At 63.7% G+C, this 23286-nt stretch carries 21 protein-coding genes; all 21 read left to right on the top strand.

The features are described from left to right. Nucleotides 1–10 precede the first annotated feature (10 nt). The 21 genes from ruvX to nusB all read left to right on the top strand — a co-directional run bounded on the left by ruvX (nucleotide 11) and on the right by nusB (nucleotide 23241). Nucleotides 11–514: a Holliday junction resolvase RuvX gene (gene ruvX, locus AOP73_RS11000; RefSeq protein ID WP_061965929.1), complete on the top strand. Its 504-nt coding sequence runs from the start codon at nucleotides 11–13 to the stop codon at nucleotides 512–514. Continuing rightward, entirely contained in the window at nucleotides 515–1672 is a 1158-nt protein-coding gene (gene mltG / locus AOP73_RS10995) for an endolytic transglycosylase MltG (protein WP_061965927.1), read from the top strand. 21 nt (nucleotides 1673–1693) lie between these two features. Then, nucleotides 1694–2524: a shikimate dehydrogenase gene (locus AOP73_RS10990; RefSeq protein ID WP_061965925.1), complete on the top strand. Its 831-nt coding sequence runs from the start codon at nucleotides 1694–1696 to the stop codon at nucleotides 2522–2524. A 253-nt stretch (nucleotides 2525–2777) separates the two neighbouring features. Next, nucleotides 2778–4436, top strand: coding sequence for a GspE/PulE family protein (locus tag AOP73_RS10985; protein WP_061965923.1), 1659 nt, complete (start codon nucleotides 2778–2780; stop codon nucleotides 4434–4436). Between the two features lie 76 nt (nucleotides 4437–4512). Beyond that, entirely contained in the window at nucleotides 4513–6042 is a 1530-nt protein-coding gene (locus AOP73_RS10980; protein ID WP_236683591.1) for a type IV pilus twitching motility protein PilT, read from the top strand. A gap of 3 nt (nucleotides 6043–6045) precedes the next feature. Further along, nucleotides 6046–7269: a type II secretion system F family protein gene (locus tag AOP73_RS10975; protein WP_061965921.1), complete on the top strand. Its 1224-nt coding sequence runs from the start codon at nucleotides 6046–6048 to the stop codon at nucleotides 7267–7269. A gap of 156 nt (nucleotides 7270–7425) precedes the next feature. Further along, nucleotides 7426–7854 carry a prepilin-type N-terminal cleavage/methylation domain-containing protein gene (locus AOP73_RS12250; RefSeq protein WP_084626835.1) on the top strand — a complete coding sequence of 143 codons (429 nt, stop codon included), beginning with the start codon at nucleotides 7426–7428 and terminating at the stop codon, nucleotides 7852–7854. Nucleotides 7855–8019: 165 nt separating this feature from the next. Further along, nucleotides 8020–10014: a type IV pilus modification PilV family protein gene (locus AOP73_RS10965; protein WP_061965919.1), complete on the top strand. Its 1995-nt coding sequence runs from the start codon at nucleotides 8020–8022 to the stop codon at nucleotides 10012–10014. Nucleotides 10015–10025: 11 nt separating this feature from the next. Beyond that, entirely contained in the window at nucleotides 10026–10694 is a 669-nt protein-coding gene (locus AOP73_RS10960) for a PulJ/GspJ family protein (protein WP_152650660.1), read from the top strand. Between the two features lie 26 nt (nucleotides 10695–10720). Beyond that, entirely contained in the window at nucleotides 10721–12343 is a 1623-nt protein-coding gene (locus tag AOP73_RS10955) for an RICIN domain-containing protein (protein WP_061965915.1), read from the top strand. Continuing rightward, a complete protein-coding gene (locus AOP73_RS10950) occupies nucleotides 12340–13149 on the top strand; it encodes a prepilin peptidase (RefSeq protein ID WP_061965913.1) in 810 nt (269 codons plus the stop codon). The genes AOP73_RS10955 and AOP73_RS10950 overlap by 4 nt, the downstream gene beginning before the upstream one ends. A 78-nt stretch (nucleotides 13150–13227) precedes the next feature. After that, a complete protein-coding gene (pilM, locus tag AOP73_RS10945; RefSeq protein ID WP_061965911.1) occupies nucleotides 13228–14286 on the top strand; it encodes a type IV pilus assembly protein PilM in 1059 nt (352 codons plus the stop codon). Then, nucleotides 14283–15077 carry a PilN domain-containing protein gene (locus tag AOP73_RS10940; RefSeq protein WP_061965909.1) on the top strand — a complete coding sequence of 265 codons (795 nt, stop codon included), beginning with the start codon at nucleotides 14283–14285 and terminating at the stop codon, nucleotides 15075–15077. Before pilM ends, AOP73_RS10940 begins: the two co-directional genes overlap by 4 nt. A gap of 5 nt (nucleotides 15078–15082) precedes the next feature. After that, nucleotides 15083–15892, top strand: coding sequence for a hypothetical protein (locus tag AOP73_RS10935; protein ID WP_152650658.1), 810 nt, complete (start codon nucleotides 15083–15085; stop codon nucleotides 15890–15892). Between the two features lie 81 nt (nucleotides 15893–15973). Continuing rightward, the gene (aroC, locus tag AOP73_RS10930; protein WP_061965905.1) at nucleotides 15974–17158 is read left to right on the top strand and encodes a chorismate synthase; all 1185 of its coding nucleotides are present in this window, start codon (nucleotides 15974–15976) and stop codon (nucleotides 17156–17158) included. Further along, nucleotides 17158–17844 carry a shikimate kinase gene (locus AOP73_RS11930; RefSeq protein ID WP_152650657.1) on the top strand — a complete coding sequence of 229 codons (687 nt, stop codon included), beginning with the start codon at nucleotides 17158–17160 and terminating at the stop codon, nucleotides 17842–17844. The genes aroC and AOP73_RS11930 overlap by 1 nt, the downstream gene beginning before the upstream one ends. After that, a complete protein-coding gene (gene aroB, locus AOP73_RS11925) occupies nucleotides 17841–19019 on the top strand; it encodes a 3-dehydroquinate synthase (RefSeq protein WP_061965903.1) in 1179 nt (392 codons plus the stop codon). Before AOP73_RS11930 ends, aroB begins: the two co-directional genes overlap by 4 nt. A 284-nt stretch (nucleotides 19020–19303) precedes the next feature. Beyond that, the gene (locus tag AOP73_RS10915; protein WP_061965901.1) at nucleotides 19304–21184 is read left to right on the top strand and encodes an HNH endonuclease; all 1881 of its coding nucleotides are present in this window, start codon (nucleotides 19304–19306) and stop codon (nucleotides 21182–21184) included. A gap of 40 nt (nucleotides 21185–21224) precedes the next feature. Continuing rightward, nucleotides 21225–21668, top strand: coding sequence for a type II 3-dehydroquinate dehydratase (gene aroQ / locus AOP73_RS10910; protein ID WP_061965898.1), 444 nt, complete (start codon nucleotides 21225–21227; stop codon nucleotides 21666–21668). 149 nt (nucleotides 21669–21817) lie between these two features. After that, nucleotides 21818–22381 carry an elongation factor P gene (gene efp / locus AOP73_RS10905; RefSeq protein ID WP_061965896.1) on the top strand — a complete coding sequence of 188 codons (564 nt, stop codon included), beginning with the start codon at nucleotides 21818–21820 and terminating at the stop codon, nucleotides 22379–22381. Then, on the top strand, nucleotides 22381–23241 hold the full coding sequence (gene nusB, locus AOP73_RS12275; protein ID WP_084626833.1) for a transcription antitermination factor NusB: 861 nt from the start codon (nucleotides 22381–22383) through the stop codon (nucleotides 23239–23241). The genes efp and nusB overlap by 1 nt, the downstream gene beginning before the upstream one ends. Nucleotides 23242–23286 lie beyond the last annotated feature (45 nt).

Genomic DNA, 23286 nt, shown 5'->3' with positions numbered 1-23286 from the left:
CGGGGCGTGTATGACTGAGTCGACGACGGACGGTGCGACCGCGGGGGAGAACCTCCCTCGCGGGGCGCGCTGGGCCATAGACGTGGGCACCGTGCGTGTCGGGGTTGCCTCAAGCGACCCTGAGGGCCGCATGGCGTTCCCCGTCGGCACGGTGCAACGCACTCCCACGGCAGCCGCGGAGGTAGCGGCTCTCATCGCGGAACGCGAGACCGTCCACGTGTTTGTCGGATTGCCCCGCAAGCTTTCCGGTGAAGAGGGTTCAAGTGCCGCGGATGCCAGGGTCTTTGCCGCGGAGCTCGCGGAACTAACCCCGGCGCCGGTTCGTTTGATAGACGAGCGATTCTCCACGGCAACCGCATCGGCAGCGATGCGAAGTGCCGGCAGGAACTCCAAGAAGCAGCGCCAGGTCATCGACCAGGCGGCCGCCGTGGTGATCCTTGAGAGCGCATTAGACACCGAAAAAAACGGAAAACTGGGTATGGTAACCAGTGAAGTTCCGCCCGAGGGGAAATAAGTGACTGACCTGTTTGAAGCCGAATCCACGACTACTACGTCGCTGGACATGCGCCGCTTGCAACGCAAGCAGCGTCGTGCCACGCGTCGCAAGTGGACCCTCATCGCTTCCGCATTTGGGCTGGTAATCTTCGCTATTGGTGCGAACATCGCGTGGAACTTCGCGCAGACGCTGAGCCCCGCTGAGAGCACCGAGATCGCCGACTACGACGGCGCGGGTCAGGGTGTAGTCCAGGTGGTCATCAACCCGGGTGACACCGGAACGGACATGGCTCAGGCGCTCTTTGACGCCGGCGTGGTGGCCTCCCCACAGGCATTTGTGCGTGAGTGGAACACCGACTCCGCATCCTCGGGAATCGTCCCCGGCTACTACTTCATGCACAAGGAGATGAAGGCGTCCTTCGCACTTCAGAGCCTGCTCGACCCCGACAACCGCGACCTGCGCACCATCACGGTGCCGGAGGGCCTGCGCGTTGAGGCGTACTACGAGAAGATCGCCGCGCTGACCGAGTACTCCAAGGCGGACGTTGAGGAAGCGGCCAAGAACACCACCGCGATTGGTCTCCCTGAGGAGGCCGAAGGCAACCTCGAGGGTTGGTTGTTCCCCTCGACCTATGAGTTCAATCCGGGTGTCACTCCTACTGATGTGTTGTCCAAGATGGTCCAGACCACCATTCAGGAGCTCGACAACCAGGGCGTTGCCCCTGAGGATCGCGAGCGGATTTTGACCGTCGCCTCCCTCGTGGAGCGCGAGGCCAAGCTCGACGAGGACCGTCCCAAGATTGCCGAGGTGGTGTACAACCGCCTCGACAAGGACATGAAGCTCGAGTTCGACTCCACCGTGAAGTACGTGTCGCCCACCAAGGGTGTGTTTACGTCCGACGAGGAGCGCGACTCCGACTCTCCGTACAACACGTACAAGTTCACCGGCCTTCCTCCGGGTCCGATCGCCGGTCCCGGTGCGGCGTCCATTGCTGCAGCAGTCAACCCCGAGCCCTCGGACAACCTGTTCTTCGTGACGGTCAACCTGAACAGTGGCGAGACCGCCTACGCGACGACCTTCGAGGAGCACCAGAAGAACGTCAAGATTCTGCAGAAGTGGGTCCAGGAGAACGCCGAGGAATCTGCGAGCCCGTCGCCCGAGCCCGACGCGAACTAGTCACCCCGCTAGCAGGAGACAGTGACGACTCGCCGCGCCGCGGTCCTGGGCCACCCGATTGCACATTCGCTGTCGCCGGTGCTCCACAACGCGGCGTACGAGGCGCTGGGCCTTGATTGGTTCTACGACTCGCACGACGTCACCGAGCCTCAGTTCGACGACTTTGTGGGCGCCCTGGGCGACGAGTGGGCGGGACTGTCCCTGACCATGCCGCTCAAGGTCGAGGCCGTGCGCCACATGGACTTCGTGGAGCCCATGGCCAAGCTCGTGGGTGCAGTCAACACGGTGCTGATCCAGACCACGGGAGCGGGCCGCCACCTGGTGGGCGCCAACACGGACGTGTACGGCATCGTCGCCGCGCTGCGCGAGGGCGGCCTCACCCGGGCCACCCACGGCGTGATCGTCGGCGGGGGAGCGACCGCAACATCGGCGATGGCGGCGCTCGGCCAAATCGGCGTCACCGCGCCTGTCGTCGCCGTGCGAGACCGAGCCAGGGCCGGCGGACTGATGCGTGCAGCCACCAAGATGGGCGTCGCGCCGCGTTTCGTGAACCTCGACACGGCACAGGACTTTCTAGCCGATGCCGAGGTGGCGGTGTCCACCATCCCAGCCGATGCTGGGGAGACGTTGGCCGGACGGATAGCCGCCGTGGCATCGTCTGCCGTCTTGCTTGACGTGATCTACCACCCGCTCGTGACGCCGCTAGGCGCGCGGTGGGCGGAACTCGGCGGAGTACGCGTTGGCGGAGAGCGGATGCTCGCCCACCAGGCCGGAGAGCAGGTGCGTTTGATGACGGGCAAGGAAGCCCCCATCGGCCAAATGTTACAGGCACTTAACGCCGTGTTGAATTAGTAACACCAGCGTTCCTGCGAGGCATTTTGGGTGGTAGTTTCCTATTCGTACCCCCCAAAAGGGGGCACGCTTGACGTGGTCTTGATTTGGGCGCATCCTAAGGAATCTTTACAAGGGTGCCGATGAATTCTTTGGGCCACGAGTAACACTTGAGACCTTTGACAATGAAGTTTGAGATTTAGTTACGACAGTGACGTTTGTAGACACGGATACGTCCGTGTGCGCGAGGCGTCACAGCGCTGAGGGAGTGCTAGTGAAGCAGCTTGGTTCCATTCTGCTTGAGGACGGTGTCCTTACAGAAGACCAGTTGATGGACGCGATTGGCGAGCAGCAGCAACGCGGCCAGTCGCTCGGTCGTACCCTCGTCGAGATCGGCCTGATCTCCGAGGCACAGTTGGTGCGCGCCCTCGCAGCACAGGTGGGCATGGAGTACGTCGAGCTCGGCGACTTCCCCGTGGACCGCATCGCGGTTGCCAAGATCCCCGACACCGTCTGCCGGCGCCACACGATTCTTCCCATTCAGATCGACGGCGATGTGCTCAAGGTCGCGATGTCCAACCCCGGCAACGTGGTGGCACTCGACGACGTCCGCCAAATCACCGGCATGGAGATCATCCCCGTGGTGTCGGCGTACGACGACGTGCTCACTGCGATCGACCGCTTCTGCCGCTCCGACGACGAACTGTCCAACCTGCAGGGCGAGATCAGCGAGGACCAGGACGTCGAAGAGGTCGACCTGGGCGCTGCAGTTGAGGATGACGCACCGCTCGTGCGCTTCGTCGACCTGCTGGTCACTCAGGCCATCCAGGACCGCGCCTCGGATATTCACATCGAACCCGGCGAGACCGAGATGCGCGTGCGCTACCGCATTGACGGCGTGCTCCACGAGATGCAGCACGTGGCCAAGGCCTCACAGAACGGCATCATCAGCCGCGTCAAGATCATGAGCGACATCGACATTGCCGAGCGCCGCAAGCCTCAGGACGGCCGTATGTCGGTTCGTCACCAGGGACGCAAGATCGACCTCCGTGTCGCGTCGCTGCCCACGGTGTGGGGCGAGAAGATCGTCATGCGTATTCTCGACAACTCCACCGCGACCCTGGACCTTGCGGACCTTGGCCTGCGTGAGAGCAACTACGAGGCGTACCGCAAAACGTACACCAAGCCCTACGGCATGATCCTGGTCACCGGCCCCACGGGTTCCGGTAAGTCGACCACGCTGTACGCGACGCTCAACCAGGTGTCCCGCCCGGAGATCAACGTCATCACGGTTGAGGACCCGGTCGAGTACCGCATTCCCGGCATCAACCAGGTGCAGGTGAACGTCAAGGCCGGCCTGACCTTCGCGGCCGCGTTGCGATCCATCCTGCGCGCCGACCCCGACGTGGTGCTGCTCGGTGAGATCCGTGACCACGAGACCGCGCAGATCGCCATCGAAGCCGCACTTACCGGTCACTTGGTGCTGTCCACGCTTCACACGAACGATGCTCCGTCTGCCATCACGCGCCTCATCGAGATGGGCATCGAGCCGTTCCTGGTGGGCTCCGCGGTGGACTGCGTGGTCGCTCAGCGACTCGCGCGTCGCCTGTGCGAGCACTGCATGTCGCCCTACACGGCTACCGAAGCCGAGTGTGAGCGCTTTGGCTGGGACATGTCGCAGCCGGCGCCCACCATCAACCAGCCCGAGGGTTGCGCGCGTTGCTCGAACACGGGGTACCGGGGTCGCATCGCGTTGCACGAGATCATGACGGTCGACGAGAACATTGAACGACTTGCTGTGGCTCACGCGTCCTCGGCCGAGATCGCTACGGCGGCCATGGAAGGCGGCATGGAGACGTTGCTTCACGACGGCTGGGTCAAGGTGCTCGAAGGCAGCACGTCCGTCGAGGAACTGCTGCGGGTGGCGAAGTGATCGCGCGCATGTTTAGGAACGTTCAGTTCGTGCCGATACAGGTGGCGACCGTGCCCAGTACCAGGGGAGAAGTACGATGACCGCATTTAATCCGGAATCATTCGAGCCGATGGCTGCGCAGCCTGCCCCCGTCGCACCCCCCGTACCGCAGACGCCCGCCGCACCCCTCGCTCCGCCGGTTCCGGTGGCGGCTCAGGTGCCCGCCCGTCCGCCGATGCAGGCCCCGGCTCAGATGCCTCCCGCACCGCAGGGCCAGCCCTTGGCTCAGCACGCTCCGGCCGTCCAGCGCCAGCCGATCTCGCAGACGCCACCCCGTGCACCCATGCACGTGCCTTCAGCGTCACAGACGCCTTCCGGCCCGCCGATGCAGGCTCCCGTTCAGGCTCGACCAGCGGGTCAGGTTCCCGCGGCGCCTCAGCAGGCGGCGCCTCAGTCCGCGCCCGCAGCTCAGCAGGCCGCACCGCAGCGTCAGTCGCCGCCCACCGCGGGAGTGCCCGGCAAGCGGGTGGGGTCGGCGCAGGACGCTCACGCCGATGACCTCGACGTCATCCACGCGTTGCGCCAGATGGCCGCCGTTGGTGCCTCCGACCTTCACCTGACGGCAGGATCGCCTCCGGTCATCCGTCTCGACGGCAAACTCACGCCCCTCGCTGACTACGGCAAGCTCAACCCTGAGAGCCTGCAGCGTTCGCTCTACTCGCTGATCACTCAGGCTCAGCGCGAGCGGTTCGAGGAGAAGCTCGAGCTGGACTTCTCGCGTGCCATTCCCGGCGAGGCTCGCTTCCGCGTCAACATGTACAAGCAGCGCGACGCCGTGGGAGCGGTCTTCCGCCTCATCCCGTATGAGATCAAGCCGCTCGAGACGCTCGGTATCCCCGAGGTGGTAGGACGCTTCGCGGACCTGCCTCGCGGTCTGGTGCTGGTAACCGGCCCGACCGGCTCGGGTAAGTCGACCACACTCGCGTCGCTGATTGACCTCGCGAACCGCCAGCGTGCCTCGCACATCATGACCGTCGAGGACCCCATCGAGTTCCTCCACACTCACAAGCGTTCGCTGGTGAACCAGCGCGAGGTGGGCGCGGACACGCACTCGTTCGGCAACGCCCTGCGTCACGTGCTGCGCCAGGACCCGGACATCATCCTGATCGGTGAGCTTCGCGACCTCGAGACCATCCAGGTTGCGCTCACCGCAGCCGAGACCGGTCACTTGGTGTTCGCCACGCTGCACACGCAGGACGCCGCGCAGACCATCGACCGCATGATCGACGTCTTCCCGGGCGACCAGCAGGGCCAGATCCGCACCCAGCTGGCCACCGCCATCCAGGGAGTCGTCTGCCAGACCCTGCTGCGTCGTGGAGACGGCCCCGGCCGCGCCGTGGCCGTCGAGGTCATGATGGCGACGCCGGCTATTCGTAACCTGATCCGTGAGGGCAAGACCCACCAGATCTACACCGCGTTGCAGGCCGGTTCCGCCCAGGGCATGCAGTCCATGGACCAGCACCTCGCGGAGCTCGTCAAGTCCGGCAAGGTTCCCTACGACGTCGCTATCGAGGCCTGCCACTCGCCCGAGGAATTCAACCGTCTCGCGGGAAGGTTCGGTAACTAAGCCATGGCAACCAAGCAGTTCACCTACACCGCCCGCGACATTAGCGGCAAGACCATCACGAGCACCATCGAGGGTCCCTCCGAGCAGGCCGTCGGTGCACGGCTCCGTGCCGGGGGACTTACGCCTTTGTCCGTGGTTCCTGCTGGAGGTAGTGGTCTCAATAAAGAGATCAAGATTCCCGGTATGGGCGAGAAGATCGGGCTGAAGGACGTCGCGATCATGTCGCGCCAGATGGCCACGATGATCAGCGCGGGTCTGTCGCTGCTGCGCGCGCTCACCATCCTGGTGGAGCAGACGGACAACAAGGCCTTGGCCAAGGTCCTCGGCGAGGTTCGCAGCGACGTGGAAACCGGCCGCTCGTTCTCCGGCGCCATCTCCAAGCATCCCAAGGTGTTCCCGCCCATCATGATCAATATGGTGAAGGCCGGCGAGGTGGGCGGCTTCCTGGATGAGACCCTGGAGTCCCTGGCTCAGACGTTCGAGGACGAGGTCAAGCTTCGTGCCAAGGTGAAGTCCGCGATGGCGTACCCCGTGGTGGTTCTCGTAGTCGCTGTGCTGGCATCCGTCTTCATGCTGCTCTTCATCATCCCGGTGTTCGCAAAGATGTTCGAGGACATGGGGGCGGCGCTTCCCGCGCCCACACAGTTCATGATCAATCTGTCGGGATGGCTGAAGATCGCGATTGTCCCGATCATCATCCTGATTGTGGTCTTCGCCTTCTGGTGGCGCAGCCACAAGAACGACCGCTGGGTGCGTGAGCGCCTGGATCCCATCAAGCTCAAGCTGCCCGTGTTCGGCGCGTTGAATAAGAAGATCGCGCTGGCGCGCTTCTCCCGCAACCTCAGCGCCATGCTCGCCTCCGGCGTGCCGATCCTGCAGGCGCTCGACATTGTGGGAGAGGCCAGTGGCAATATCGTGATCGAGCGGGCGACTAACGACATCGCCGAGTCGGTGCGTCGAGGCAAGTCGCTGACGTCGCCGATGGTGAACAGTGCGGTATTTCCGCCCATGGTCGCGCAGATGATGGCCGTGGGTGAGGATACCGGCGCGCTGGACACGATGCTGTCCAAGATCGCGGACTTCTACGACCAGGAAATCGAGTCCACCACCGAGCAGCTCACCAGCCTGATTGAGCCCATCATGATCCTGTTCGTCGGCATCATCGTGGGTGGCATGGTCATCACGATGTACTTGCCCATGTTCTCGATCTACGACCAGATTTCCTAGCGGCTTCTGTTCCGCATGACACAACTCCATAGATTTCTACGCAAGTAGAGAAGGTTCTCCATCTACATGGATGGGAGCCTGCACCACCGTCATCAGGGTTCATATGAGTCTGATGGCATCTCAACCCCTAGATTCAGTAAACGAAAGGATATGAGCATGATCGCTCGCATTCAGAAGCACTTGGCAGCAAAGGAAGAGGGAGAAAAGGGCTTTACCCTTATCGAGCTCCTCGTCGTCATCATCATCATCGGCATTCTCGCCGCCATCGCCATCCCAGTGTTCCTCAACCAGCGCAAGAAGGCCGTCGACACCGGCATCAAGTCCGACTTGCGCACCATCGCCACGGAACTAGAGAGCTCCTACGTCGACAACCAGGCGTACCCCGCCGAGGCCGATGTGGACCTGACCACGCAGCCGATGGACATCGACGGTGTAGATGTGACGATGTCAAACGATGGTAATGACTACACCTACACGAACAACACTGATTCCTTTGTCGTGACCGGAACGAACCCGGACGATGGCACTGGCCTTACGTTTACATACGACAGCGCAAATGGTGGCCTAAGCCCCGAAGGTTCTTAAGGACCGTTGTTGGCTACGTTCTAGATGTGCGGTTCGTAGCTAACTTAACGTTTTTGGTGTGGTGGAAGAGGACATAGGTCCTCTTCCACCACACCGACAACGCAGAATCACCAAATCAGTTTCACGGGGCCACGGCCCCAAAGATCCAGTCTTGGAGGGAGAACGGTGGACACCACGCAAGCAAGTAGCGACGCTACCGAGTCGACCTCCGGCGCCGACTCCGGGTTCACGCTCGTCGAGGTCATTTGGGCGCTCTTCCTCCTGGGCCTCATCGCGATGGGTGCCCTCGCACTGTTTATCCACGGCGTCAAGACCACCGCGCACTTGCAGCGCAATCAGGCCGCCGTCAGCCTCGCGAGTGGCGCGATGGACGTCGCGCGCTCCGTCTCCGGCGGTCCGGTGAACGCGGTAGGCACGAGCGGTGTCATCAAGGGCCGGTCCGAGACAGCCGTCAAGGCAGTCTGGAATGATGCGACCGCCCTCGAGCCGTCGGACACCGCCGACATGACCATTGCCTGGGACCCCGAGGGTGGGCTGACCCCGGACAAGCAGTGGGTCCCGGTGCGCACCACGCAGACCGTGGACAACCAAGAGTTTACGATCGACACGTTGATAGGCAAGTGCTATCGCCAACGCTCTGCCTCCGTGGTCGACCAGAACTGTACTGCCACCAACCCCGGCGGCCCGTCATCGACCGACTATGTGGAGATGTACCGCGCGAGGGTAGTCGTGCGCTGGGACGAGGGTGCTGCATCGGCCGGTGAGAACAGCTATCGCATGAGCTCGCTGATTGACCCAAGCGAGGACGCGACCTGGAACACCGCCGTCAAGCCCTTTGCCTACGACGACGAGGTGAGTATTTCCGCGGGCTCACCCGCGACTCCCTTTGCGGTGGTGCTGAACGACTCCGTTGAGTACAACGCCTCGGGCAGCGTCAGCCCCATCGTGAGCCTCGGCTCTACGACCCCGGCATTTGGCTCGGTGAGCGTCGGTAGTGGGTCGAGCATCAACAGCGTGTTCTTCACCCCACCCGGCGACACCACCAAGTCGGGCACCGTGAGCTTTACGTACAAGGTGCAGGGCTCGTCCGGTGAGATTTCCGCTGATCCCGCCACCGTCCAGGTGCACATCCTTCCCGTCGCCACGGCTGACACCATCTTCGTGGAGCCCGGGACCTCGGTAACACTCAACCCGGAAATGCTCGCCAACGACCTTGGCGTCGACAACATTTCCAGTACTCGCTTCACCTCCGTCGTGCCGGTGTGGGACCGCAATGTTGACATGTTCAGTACCGAGGACGTGAGCGCGGCGACAACGGCAGCCCGGAATCAGGACGCAATCAATCTCAGCAACAACGGCATCACGACCTCGGGCGGCGATGTTCAGTTCGCGGCACCCGCGACTGATGGCGTCTCGACGACGTTCTACTACTACCTGGTGGACGACACGACCGCCCCCGGTGGACTGCGATTCCCGAGTGCAGAGGCCGGATCTGTCACCGTGACGACGCGTGCGGTGCCCTTGTTCGTACCAGACGTGACAGTTGATCTGGAAGCAACCTCAACGGACACGTGGAACCCCATTGACTGGCAGGACCTCACGGGGAACACCCCAGACACCACCATCACGATCCACCGTGCCGACGGCCCCGCCGTCGACGACGACCTGCTGGTGCGCCTTGACGGCACCGGCAATGACACGGGTGCGCTTGGAACTGGAGAGATCCTCGAGTTCCTCACCCAACCGGGTGATCTGGGTCCATACGAGCTCGAGTACTCCGTGGTGTCCGCGGGGGGCAACGATAGTGTGAACACCGGCATCATGACGATTGAAATCACGGAGCCACCCCCAGCACCCACAGCGCCGGTGGCGAGTGGTGCAAGCACCACCATTGGGCGAAACGACAGCAGGACGTTGACTCCTTCTGAATTGGGCAGCCCCACGACCGGCGTCCGAGTGACGTCCCTGAGCGGAATCACGACGATCAGTGGTAGTTGCAACTCGTTGCGGAACCCGGTGGCGAACGGCGGTTCGATTGAACTGAGCACGTCGAATCAAAACCGCTCAGGTTTCTGCCGCTTCACTTACAAGCTGGAGACGACGTCCGGTAGCCCCGTTCTGACTTCGTCGACAGCCACCGTGACGGTGAGGGTCAACTGATGAGGCGCGTGGTGAGTCGAACGCTTGCACTTCGCAATGAGACGACACGGGGAGACGACAGCGGCGTGTCGGTTGTCGAGCTGATTGTGGCCATGGGCATCTTCACCATGGTGCTCGTGGTTTCACTGGCCGCGACAGTCTCCATGTCCAACCAGGCCGTCAGCGCCCAGGTAGTGGGGGACACGGCGTCGCAGTTGCGAAAGACGTTCCAGAGCATGGACAAGGAGCTTCGGTACGCGGACGCGATCAATGCGCCCGGTACGTCCGGCGGCAACATCTACGTGGAGTACCAGGTGCCCGCCACGGCCATCCACGGCGAGGAACTCTGCGTGCAATGGCGCTACGTCACGGCGAGCAACGAGTTGCAGCGCCGCACCTGGACGCCCGGCACCGACGCAGACCTCACCGGCTGGTCCACGTTCGTCACCGACCTGCAGAACGATCTCACAAAAGCCGACGAGCAGCCGTTTGCCTTGCACCGTGCGGGTCCCACGGGTTCCAAGGTGTTCCTCCGGCAGGGCCTCGATGTCTACCTGGACGCGGGATTGAGCAACAACAAGGTCGATGCGGGTAGCCAGTTGGACGTGTATATGGTCGCGAGGAACTCCTCGGCCGAATCGGTGTCGAACGACCCAAGCGGAACCCAGGTGTGCCTGGTAGGAGGGGCGCAGAGGCCATGAAACAGTTGACCACGAGAACCACTGCTATGACCGCGATGAGCCGCGCGCTCGCCAATGCACGCATGAAGCGGATCCGTCACGACGAGGGCTTCGCCATGCTTTCCGTCATGATGCTCATGATGGTGATGACCGTGCTCGCCATTATCGTGCTTGCCGTCGTGACGTCACAAGTGAACCCCACGCTCCACGCGGAGAAGAACAGCCGCACGCTCTCCGCCGCGCAGGCAGGGATCGATGCCGCGGCCTCCCAGTTGCGCAACGCCACGTCCCCGGACGGCACCGGTGCACCCGCCGGTGACATTCACAAGCTCCCTTGCAAGGTCAACGGCACGGTTGATGGCACCGGAGGCGAGACCAGCTACGAGGCCAAGGTCCAGTACTTCCTCACCGACCCCGTTGACGAGGATGTCACCTGGCGAAACAGCAACGCGTTGACCTGCTACACCGGAACCGGTATCAACGGGGGAGTGCGGTCCGTCCCCAAGTACGCGATGATCACCTCCGAGGGGTTTGATGCCACATCGACGTCTCAGGTAGGGCGCGCCGACCGCATCGTGGAGTCGGCCTACACGTTCCAGCTCACTACCAAGCGCATCAGCGGCGGCATGATCCTCGACACGGATAGTGCGTTCTGCCTGGTGGCGACGGCGGCAGCGGCCGGTTCGAACATCCGTTACCGCCCAGCGACCTCCACCTACTGCCAGGACCAGAGCGAACTCAACTCGTGGACCTGGGCAGACGACTACATGCTGCACCTCAGCGCTACATCTCTGGACGGCAAGATCCCGCTGTGTATTACAGGTCGCGCCTCCAGTGGTGGCGGTGGCAATCCTGTCACCTTGCAGCCGTGCACCACAACGGCCCAGGACCCGCTCGGACAGCGATGGGCGTGGACCGGTGACTACACCTGGAAGGGCCAGAACGCAGCCAACACCTCGCAGATCAACAGCTTCATTGTCAACGAGGACAGCAACGTCGACAACGGCGACCGGCTTTCCGTCTCTACCTCGTCCGGATTCCGTTCGCTAACCCCGCTGCCCGCGGTCGGCAAGGGAAACGCCTCGTACGACACCAAGCAGGTCGTAAACTTCAACCTCTACGGTCGCTGCCTGGACGTGACGCGCGCGAACATCAACGCGAACTTCATGATCGCCTACCCCTGCAAGCAGGACCCGGCCGGCAACGGAGGGTTCCTCTGGAACCACAAGTGGTACTACGACGAGCCGCCTCTCGGCACTGAATCGGTGACGACCAAGATTACGGTGATCCCGAGCGCCGGCAACACGTACTGTCTGAACACCACCGCCACGTACCGCACCCAGGCGCGACCGGACCCGCCCGGCGGCAATGCATCGGCGCTCTTCCCCCGCTTCGTGAACGGCAGCGGCAACAAGGACTGCTCGTCAGGCAATACCGAATGGATTCGTACCGGTTTCTCGAACGACGAGGACCTGGCCTACACATTCCGCGACAACAACGGCAAGTGCTTGTCCGCCGACGGACCCAAGACCGCCTATGAGCCACAGTGGACGTCCATCGTCGTCGTGACATGCGACGGCTCGGACAACCAAAAGTGGAACGTGCCAGAGAACCCCGTCGGTGCCTCGCTCGGTGACTTTGCCGAGGTACCCGGCACGGACGCCGGATGACCGGCGATGTTCTCGCGGAGGTAGGGCAATGGTGGGGAACGTACGTTCTGGTCGCCTTGCTCGGCCTGGTCGTGGGCTCGTTTCTCAACGTGGTGGTGTGGCGCGTCCCGCGCGACGAGTCGATTCGCTTTCCCCCCAGTGCGTGCCCGTCGTGTGGTCACCAGATTCGCAGCCGGGACAACATTCCGGTGCTGTCGTGGCTGATTCTGGGTGGCAAGTGCCGCGACTGCAAGGCCAGAATCTCTGCCCGTTATCCGCTGATCGAACTCCTCACGGGCGTGCTGTTTGTGTTGGTGCTGTGGCAGTTTGGGCTAGGACTCGAGTTCGTGGCCTTCGCGTACCTTGCCGCGATTGGTGTGGCGCTGACGGCCATCGACCTGGACGTGCATCGGCTGCCCAACGTGATCGTGCTTCCTGCCTATGTCGTGCTGGCGGTGCTCCTTATCGCCCAGTCGGCAGTCACGGGGGACTGGTGGCCACTTGCGAGAGCCGCCATCGGTGGAGCGTCGCTCTTTGCCTTCTACTTCCTGGCCGCAATTCTCTACCCGGGAGGAATGGGGTTCGGCGACGTGAAGCTCGCCGGCGTCCTGGGCATTGCGCTGGGGTGGTTGGGCTGGGGTCCGCTGGTGGTAGGCAGCTTTGCCGCATTCCTTGTCGGCGGGGTGGTGGGCGTCATCTTGCTGGCCACCGGTCGGGTCAAGCGCAAGGGTGGAATCCCCTTTGGGCCATGGATGATCGTGGGAGCCGCCATAGGAGTGGCCTGGGGCCAGTCTCTGTGGAACGCCTACACGGGGATGTTCACATGACCGAACAATCAAGATTTGAACGCAGTTTGCCGATTGTCTTAAGGACGTTGGCGCAAACCACTCACGAGGAGACAAGTCGTGGCTAAGAAGACAAATTCCGTAGGGCTCGACATCGGTGCCACCGCGGTGCGTGCAGCAGAGGTGACCTCGAGCGCGCAGGGCGGCGACGTCGAACTGGTGCGCTACGCCGAGCAGTCGCTTCCCCCCAACGCGGTGCGTGACGGTGAAGTGGTCGACCAACTCGCGGTTACCCAGGCGATCAAGTCGCTGTGGGCCCAGGGCGACTTCAGCACCAAGGACGTCATCTTGGGTGTGGGGAACCAGCGAGTGGCTGTTCGCCCCATGACCCTCGCGAAAATGCCCTACGCGGAGTTGCAGGCGTCGCTACCGTTCCAGGTTCAGGAGTCGCTGCCGATGCCTGCCGACGAGGCCGTCATGAGCTTCCTGCCCACGTACGAGACACAGTCGGAACTTGGCGTCTCCTGGGAAGGGTTGCTCGTCGCCGCCTGGAAGGAAGGCGTGATGACCAACGTGCGCGCCGTCGAGTCCGCCGGCCTCAAGCCCGTCTCTATTGACCTCTGTGGCTTTGCGCTGGTGAGGTCCATGGCCCGCGGCGCACTCGCCCAGGGCACCACCGCGCTGGTGGATATCGGCGCCCGCATCACCACCGTCGTGGTGACCACCGATGCCGTGCCACGCTTTGTGCGCGTGCTGTCCACCGGAGCGGAAAACCTCACTGAAACCCTCGCGCGCTCCACGGGAATGGGACTCCAAGACGCCGGTCAGATCCTGCGCACGCAGGGACTGAACGCGGTGAACGCACCCGAGTACGCATCGGCGGCTGGGCCGTTCGGCGACGCAACCCGCACGCTGCTTGAGGGAATCCGTAGCTCTATTGGCTTCTACGCCCAGAACAACCCCACCGCGCCCGTCCAGGTCGTCGTACTGACGGGTGGTGGCGCGACGATGCCCGGGCTGGGTCAGACCATCGCCTCGGCGACGCGCACTCGCGCACTGCTGGGCAACCCCCTCGAGGGCGTGAGCATGGGACGCAAGGTCGGCGGGGCGGATGCCTTCCGCGGACGTGAGGGGACCATGGCGATGACCATCGGTCTAGGACTGGGAGTAGCAGCATGAGCACCGTGACCCAAGACACGCCGCACGCCGCGGTGACACCGCTCCTGGGACCCACCCAGGGCAAGACTGGCAAACTCGGCCTTCCCGACCGCCCCCAGGTGAACCTGCTCCCCGCAGAGGTCACCAATCAGCGCGAACTCGTCATCGTCAAGCGACGCACTCTGTGGACCATCGTTGCCGCCGTACTGGTGTGCGTGCTGGCCTACGGTGCGCTGTTCCTGCTCAACTCCAGCGCTGATGCTCGCAATGAGGAAGCGTTGGCGCGCGCCGACCAACTCACGCTGGAGAAGAAGAAGTACTCGCCAGTTATTCAGGTGATCAAGGACATCTCCGACGTGCGGGAGTCTCGCTCGTTCGTGCTGGCCAATGAAGTCAACTGGACCAGCTACGTGTACGCGCTGGCCGCAGTGTTGCCCGAGGGCGTCACCATTGACTCCATCAGCGTGGCGTCGATTGGTCCGGGTGCCGACCTGGTGGTCGGTGTCGACGAACTGACCGAGGACGCCATTGGAGTGATCACCTTCGAGGCTACGTCGCCCACGCTGCCCGTCGCCTCGGAGTGGATCGACACTCTCGAGTCCGTACCCGGCTTGGTGGATGCGAACCTCCAGAGCTCCGAGCTCAAGGACGAGGAAGGCAACGTGACGTATGCGGTCTCAGCGACCGTGCAGGTGACGTCGGAGGCACTAGCGAACCGCACCTTCCCAGACGACGAGCCTGCGGAAGACGCGGCGGCCACGGACGATGCTGCTGCAGACGATTCCGCCACTGACACTACGGATGAAGGCTAGAGACCATGAAGACAATGAACGCAGCCCGCCAGTGGACTGTCGGCACCATCTTGGTCGTCGTGATCTTGCTGGCCGCCTTCTGGTTCCTGCTTGCCTCACCCATGTTGGCCTCGGCTTCCGAGACCAATGACGCCGCGCAGGCCCAGGAAGACATGAACGCCAACACGGAGATTGAAGTCAACAAGTTGCGCAAGCAGTTTGAGGACATCGAGATCTACGAGGCGCAGTTGGCGGAGCTCCAGGAGGGCATCACCACTCGCCAGCGGTACGCCGATTTGCAGCGACTGTTCGCTGATGTCGCGGAGAAGAACGATGTCATCATCACGAGTCTGACGTTCAGCACCGCCGAGCCGCTTGAGGTTACTCAGGCTGCCGACGATGCCGCGGCCGAGGAGGAGACCAACGTCGAGACCACGGCGCCGGTCGCTAGTCCCTCACCTGAGCCCGGGGCTGAGGGAGCCACGGACACGCCTCCCGCGGCAGCCGGAGTCCAGGGTCTGTACTCGATTGACGTCGGCATGACGATCACGGGCAAGTACAACGACGTGCTCAGTGCAGTCAACGACTTGCAGACGGGAACCAATCGCATTGTGCTGCTGACGTCAGTGACGTTGGCCGCAGACAGCGGAGACGGTCCTGCCGAGGAGGAAGCCTCGGGAGACCCCACCGACTTGGTGACAGCAGAGATGGCCGGTGAGACCTTCGTCCTCGTGGGATCGGAGAATCAGGCCGATGCTGAGGACGGCGAACTGGCCGAGGAAGAGGTCCCTCTACCTCAGTCCACCGACAACCCGCTCACGCCGCCTACCCGCTAGGCAAGCCGAGCAACGAGACAAGCCCAACGCGAAGCCGGGTCCCTGCTGGGGGCCCGGCTTTTGCATGGCAGAATGAAGCCCATGCTTAGATGGCTCACCGCAGGAGAATCGCACGGCCCCGCATTGGTGGGCACCCTCGAGGGACTTCCCGCCGGAGTGGAGATCACTACCGCCGAGGTCCAGGACGCGCTGGCTCGCCGCCGCCTTGGCTACGGCCGCGGCGCGCGCATGTCGTTCGAAAAGGACCAGGTGACGTTCCTGGGAGGCGTCCGTCACGGGCTCAGCCAGGGTGGCCCCGTCGCCATCATGGTGGGCAACACCGAGTGGCCCAAGTGGGAGACCGTGATGTCCGCGGACCCCGTGGATCCTGAGGAGCTGAAGGGCGCGCGCGCCGCAAGCCTGACGCGCCCACGCCCGGGTCACGCCGACCTGTCGGGCATGACCAAGTACGGCTTTGACGACGCCCGTCCGGTGCTGGAACGAGCATCGGCCCGCGAGACGGCTGCCCGCGTCGCCCTCGGAACCGTGGCCGAGTCGTTCCTGCGCCAGGTCGCCGGCATCGAGCTGGTCAGCCACACCGTGCAGGTCGGTCCCATCTCGGTTCCCGAGGACGCACCGTTGCCGCCGGCTGGTGCCACGCCTAAGCTCGACGCCGATCCGATCCGCTGCTTCCACGAGGAGACCTCGGCTCGCATGGTCGAGGAGATCGATGCGTGCCAGCAGGACGGAGACACCATGGGTGGCGTGGTCGAGGTGGTGGCCTACGGCCTTCCCGTTGGCTTGGGCTCGCACGTGCACTGGGACCGCCGCCTGGACTCGCGCCTGGCAGGCGCACTCATGGGCATCCAGGCCATCAAGGCGGTCGAGGTTGGCGACGGTTTCCGCACCGCCGGTCGCCGTGGCTCGCAGGCCCACGACGAGATTGAGTACAGCGACAACGGCGTGACGCGTCGGACCAACCGCGCCGGTGGCGTCGAGGGTGGAATGACCAACGGCGCGCCGCTGACCGTGCGCGCCGCGATGAAGCCCATCAGTACCGTGCCCCGTGCGCTCGACACCATCGACACCGCCACCGGCGAGGCCGCCAAGGCCATTCACCAGCGCTCGGACGTCTGTGCGGTGGCCCCCGCCGCCGTGGTCGCCCAGGCGATGGTTGCCTTAACGCTCGCCGATGCTGTGGCGGAGAAGTTTGGCGGGGATTCCGTCGCCGAGGTGCGCAGGAACATCGAGAGCTACGTCGCCGCGATTCCCGACACGCTGCGCTGATGCCTGACTCAGGGGACGCACAGCCCACGGATGGCCAGCCGACGCCGGTGCATCCCAAGCCCGAACCGCCCAAGCACCCGCTGGTCGCCCAGGCGCCACCGAGCGCGAAGGCAGCCCCGGCATCGGCCGGTGGTGCTGGGGCAAAGCCAGCCGCAGCATCGGCCGTGGGACCGCGAGCGGTCCTGATTGGTCCACCCGGCTCCGGCAAGAGCACCGTCGCGAAGGGCCTGGCCCGCGAGTGGGATGTGCAGCGCCGCGATACCGACGACGACATCGTGCGTACGTCGGGCAAGTCAATCTCGGACATTTTCCTGGACGACGGCGAAGAGGCGTTCCGTGCGCTCGAGGTCGCCGCGGTGGCCACTGCGCTGGCCGAGCACCGGGGAGTGTTGTCGTTGGGCGGGGGAGCGATCCTCGACGAGTCCACGCAGGAGCTGCTCACGCAGTATGCCGAGGCCGGGGGAGACGTGATCTTCCTCGACGTGTCACTGTCCGCCGCAGCGCCACGCGTGGGGCTGAACAATGCGCGCCCGCTGCTGGTGGGCAATCCGCGGCGCCAATGGTCCACGCTGATGGCGGAGCGTAGGCCCATCTATGAGCGCCTCGCGACCCGGACTGTCAGCACGGATCACCTGAATGCCAAGCGCATCGCGCACGAGATTGCGGGAACGGAACCGACCGAATGACCGACTCAGACCTTCGCCACGTCATCGCAGTGACCGGCGCCGCGCCCTACGACGTGACAGTGGGGACGGATCTGCTCGAAGAGGCCGTCGCCTCGGTTCCCGCGGAGGCCGCGCGCGTGCTGGTGGTGCACTCGCAGCCGTTGCAGCGCAAGGCCGACTACCTGAAGCGGCTCATCGATGAGTCCGGGCGCCTGGGCGTGCTAGTCGAGGTTCCCGATGCTGAGGCTGGCAAGACCGCCGAGGTCGCCGCCTTTGCCTGGGGAGTGTTGGGCAAGAGCGAGTTCACGCGCACCGACGTAGTAATGGCGCTCGGCGGCGGGGCGGTGACGGACCTCGCGGGTTTCGTGGCGGCGTCGTGGCTGCGGGGCGTGGGTGTGATTCAGATTCCCACCACCTTGTTGGCGATGGTCGATGCCGCCGTCGGAGGAAAGACCGGCATCAACATCACCGAGGGCAAGAACCTGGTGGGCGCGTTCCACGAGCCGCTGTCGGTGTGGTGCGACGTGTCGTTCCTGTCGACGCTGCCGCGCAATGACCTGGTGGCCGGGATGGCCGAGGTGGTGAAGGTCGGGTTTATCCGCGACCTGGAGATTCTGACGCTGACCGAGGCCAATATCGATCTCTTGCGGTCTGTGGACGCGCAGGATGGTTCGCGCGCCGGTGGTGAGACGGGCGCTGGGGTTTCCGGGGCATCGGCCGCTGGTGATGGATCGTTGGACCCGGCCGCTGTGCCTGTTCTCGTGGAACTGATCCGGCGCGCGGTGCAGGTCAAGGCTGACGTGGTGAGCGCGGATCTCAAGGAATCGCACCTGCGTGAGATCCTGAATTATGGGCACACATTCGCACACGCGATCGAGTACACCGAGCGGTACCAGTGGCGTCACGGCGCGGCGGTGTCCGTGGGCATGGTCTACGCGGCCGAGCTCGCCGGGCTTGCCGGCAAGTTGACCGAAGCTGAAGTGGAGCGGCATCGTTCGCTGCTGTCCGCGCTGGGTTTGCCGGTCACATATGCAGGCGGGCGCTGGGATGCACTGCACCTCGCGATGAAGCGTGACAAGAAGACGCGCGGGGACATGCTGCGGTTTGTGATCCTGCAGGGCATTGGGAATCCGGTGCGGTTCGAGGGGCCGGATCCGACGTTGCTGATTGCCGCCTACGACGCTGTTTCGCGGTAGGGCTGGGGTTCGCGCGCTGCCAGGCGTACGACGACGTTTCGCGGTAGGGCTGGGGTTCACGCGCTGCCACGCGTACGACGACGTTTCGCGGTAGGGCTTGGGTTCACGCGCTGCCACGCGTACGGCGACGCCTCTCGCACGTGCAGCGTTTGCGAGTTGTTTGACTTCGGCTGGTGCGGATGGTGGTGCTGCGACTGATGTCCACAGGATTCTGCAGGAAGAGCTTTTCCACTGTTTGATGCGTGTTGATGGTGTTTGTCAGACCCCGGTGATTGACTGTAGTCATGACCTTTTCCACGGAACTCCTCGTTCGCGAACTGGCTGCTGTGAGCCAGTTCGACGGCGTGGAGAGCGCGGACTTCGCTCCGGCTCAGTTGCACGACGTCATCGTCGCGCTGGGAAAGGTTCGCCGGTCCCTTGATGCGCTCGTGATTGACGTGGCGGGGGAGTTTGGAAGCCGATGCGCTCCGGAGCTCGGTGTTGCTGGGTTGTCTCGACGCGAGGGCTTCTCGACCCCGCAGGAGATGCTCGCAAAGCTTCTTGGCTCTTCTACTTACGACGCGAAGCGACTGATGGATGTGGGCAAGGCTCTTGCCGTGAGGGTGGAGGAATACGTTCCTGACGGTGACACGCTTGAGTCTGGAGTCGCTCCGGGTGGCGGTGGCTCAGCACATCTGGATGGTTTGACTGGGGATCCTGACTTTTCGTTTGGTATGGGCGATCCGGGTTCTGGGGGAGAAGCTCCGCCGGATCATGCGGGCGTTGGCGAGGCCCCTCCAACGGGTGATTGTTCCGAGCTGGATGCCGGGGATCAAGGCGCGGGTTATCGCGATGGTTCGTCATCACGTGGCGACGAGAACGCGCGGCGATTCGTTCTTGTAGAGAAGCACCCGTATTTGACCACAACGGTGGCAGCAGGCGCTATTGGGAGTGAGGCGGCCGCGCTGGTGGCCAAGACGCTCAACGCAATCGAGCCGGTACTTCGCTCCAACGCGCTGGTGAAGCTCCGTAAGGCGACGGATGGTGAAACCAATAGTGACGGGCATGCAGGTGAACACACCCCAGCTGGATCTGAGCCAGACGGCGCCGGTGATCAAGTGTTGGAGTTTGACGCGACTGCTCTGGGTGGGAGCCTCGACAGTGAATCGAATCAGCAGGCCGAAGCTCAACGCCTTGCCCATGCGGAACTCCGCGAGTACGAGCGCCGCCTTGTCGACAAGGCCCAGGAACTGTCGATCAGGGAGCTGCGAAGGGCCTGCGATCGTGAACGGGCGTGGTTGTCCCCCAAGGATGTGGCGGCGCGTGAGCAAAGGCAACGTGAAGAGCGCACCCTCTTCTTCACCGAAGACGCGGACGGCATGACCGTGCTCACGGCAAAGCTAGATGCCGCCTCCGCCGCGCCACTGAAGGCGTGGGTTGAGGCGCAGGTACGCTGGGCGTTCCAACAGCGACGGCAGACTCCCAAGGCCGACGGAAACGACATTGTTGACGAGGGTCTCGACGAGGGCGAAGACGTTGTGGCTGGTGAGGGACGGGGACTCGGCCGCCTATCTGCGGCAGAGCGATGCCGGGCGCGAGCCGCCGCGCTGAGTGATGAGCGAACGGCAGGCCAGATCCGCATCGATGCACTTGTGTCCCTCGCGCAGCACGGCCTCGACTGCGACAAGCCCACGTCTGGCGTGAAGACCACTGTGGTGCTCCGCATGGACGTGAAAGACCTCGAGGATGACCTTGCCCTGGGCGAATGCGACCAAGTCCGTGGCCCCATCTCGGTAGGAACTTTGCGGACAATGGCCGCGGACGCTCAAGTGGTACCAATGGTGATGGGTGGCGACAGCCTGCCTCTTGACGTAGGGAAACACGACAGATTCTTCACCAGGGCCCAGCGTCTCGCGCTCGCCGAACGCGACGGAGGGTGTAGTTGGTGTCATGCGCCACCATCGTTCTGCCAGGCGCATCACATTGACTGGTGGGCCAAGCACGACGGCCGAACGGACCTGAGTAACGGCGTACTTTTATGCACGTCATGTCACCACCGAATCCACCGCGATGGGTGGGGGATCGATATTCGTGAGGGGCAAGTGTGGTTCCAGCCGGCCCCAGTCGATGGGCGAAGGCAACCCGAACGTATCGGAGGCAAGGCGCACCTAGCGTTAGCGGCCTAGCAACACCAGCATTGGAGTCCGTCCTAGTAGGCTGACCCGCATGAGCACAGTCCTCGTCATCAACGGCCCCAACCTGGGAAGACTCGGCTCGCGTGAGCCAGAAAAGTACGGCGACACCACCCACGACGAGGTCGTGGCGCAGTCGATGCAGTGGGGAAGTGACCTCGGCCTCGAGGTGACCGTCCGTCAGAGCGACGACGAGTCGGACCTAGTGCACTGGTTGCACGAGTCCGTGGACGAGGGTTGGCACGTGGTCATCAACCCGGCTGCCTTCACTCACTACTCCTACGCGCTTCGCGATGCCTGTGCGCTAGTGCCGGCGGCTGGACAGGAGCTGATCGAGATTCACCTGACCAACCCCGCGGCTCGCGAGGAGTTCCGTCACACGTCGGTCATCTCGGGAGTGGCGACCGGCACGATCGCAGGCTTCGGCGCGGATTCGTACCGGCTGGCTCTTGAGGCAATCGCCGCACGGGTGCACTGATCCGCCGACTCCGACTGACGCCCCTCAACGCCCATCGCCCAGACGGTGTGCGCAATGGGGGAGCCCCGCCCTGCGTCCGGTAGAATCGCCAACGGACTTCTGAACCTCAGAACACCTTCACGCAACCAAGTACTGCAAGGACGACACTCGTGGCTACCTCAAACGACATCAAGAACGGCTCCGTGCTCAAGATCGACGGTCAGCTTTGGACCATCACCGACTTCCAGCACGTGAAGCCCGGCAAGGGCGGCGCCTTTGTCCGCACCAAGATGAAGAACGTCCTCAGCGGCAAGGTGGTCGATAAGACCTACAACGCCGGAGCGAAGGTCGAGTTCGAGACCGTCGACCGCCGCGACATGCAGTACCTGTACAACGACGGTGCCAACTACATCTTCATGGACCCCGACACCTTTGACCAGGTTCCCGTCAGCCCCGAGATCATGGGAGACGCCAAGGACTTCCTGCTCGAGAACGAGAAGGCACAGATCGGCTCGAACAACGGCAACCCGATCTTCGTCGAGCTCCCCATGTCGGTGGTCCTCGAGGTCACCTACACCGAGCCCGGCCTGCAGGGTGACCGCTCCTCGGGTGGCACCAAGCCCGCGACGCTCGAGACCGGTCGCGAGATCCAGGTCCCGCTGTTCCTCAACGTTGGCACCAAGGTTAAGGTCGACACCCGTAGCGGTGCATACCTTTCCCGCGTGAACGACTAGTGGGAGCCCGTACCAAGGCACGCAAGCGCGCCCTGGACGTACTCTTCGAGGCGGACCAGCGTGGCTACAACGTCTCCTCTACGCTCGACCAGCGCATCCTGCTGTCAGGGCGCGAGACGCCCCTGCCGGCATACTCGGTGGAGATTGTGCGCGGTGTCGTATCCCGCTGGGTCGAGATCAACGCGATCATCCAGGACGCGTCGCCCAAGTGGACCATGGCGCGCATGCCCGGAGTCGACCGCGCGCTGCTGCGCATCGCCACCTGGGAGATTCTCTGCAACGACGACGTGCCCACCTCGGTCGCGATCGACGAGGCCGTGACCCTGGCGACGCAGCTCTCTACCGACGACTCCGCGAAGTTCGTCAACGGCCTGCTGTCGACCATTGCGAAGGACGCCCCCGCGTTGTCCCACGCCTCCGCCGGTAGCGCGGCCAGTGCCACCGACGATGACGAGGTCGAGAGCGCCGATGGCGCCGCGATCTTCGACTCGCTGCTCGCCGATCCCATCTCGAGCCCCGTCGATGACGCCACAAGTGGTGCGACGGGCGCTGGCGCGGAGGATGACTCCGACGAGCCAGACGCGGATGCCGACTTCGCCGACTCGGGCCTATCCGACGCCCTGGCCAAGGAGTGGGCCGAGCGCCTACTCGCTGACGACGAAGCGACACTGGTGCCCATGCGCGACGCAGAGCAGTTCGCGGCGGCAGAAAAGTCAGCCTCGGCAACTGAGGCTGATGTACCCAGCGAGGCTGATGGGGCTGAAGTAGCTTCGACGGCCGATGCCGCGACGACCGACACGGCAAAATCCGGCGCAAAAGACGCTGCCGAGGCACCGGAACCTACACACCTGCAGGACTGATCTCCGGTACAGTAGCGAGAAGCAATTTGACGCCCGTAGCTCACC

Origin of the sequence: Demequina aurantiaca, assembly GCF_000975135.1 — a bacterium.
Taxonomy (GTDB): Bacteria; Actinomycetota; Actinomycetes; order Actinomycetales; family Demequinaceae; genus Demequina; species Demequina aurantiaca.
Note: the sequence above shows the minus strand (reverse complement) of the source record. Positions and strands in the feature narration are given on the sequence as shown.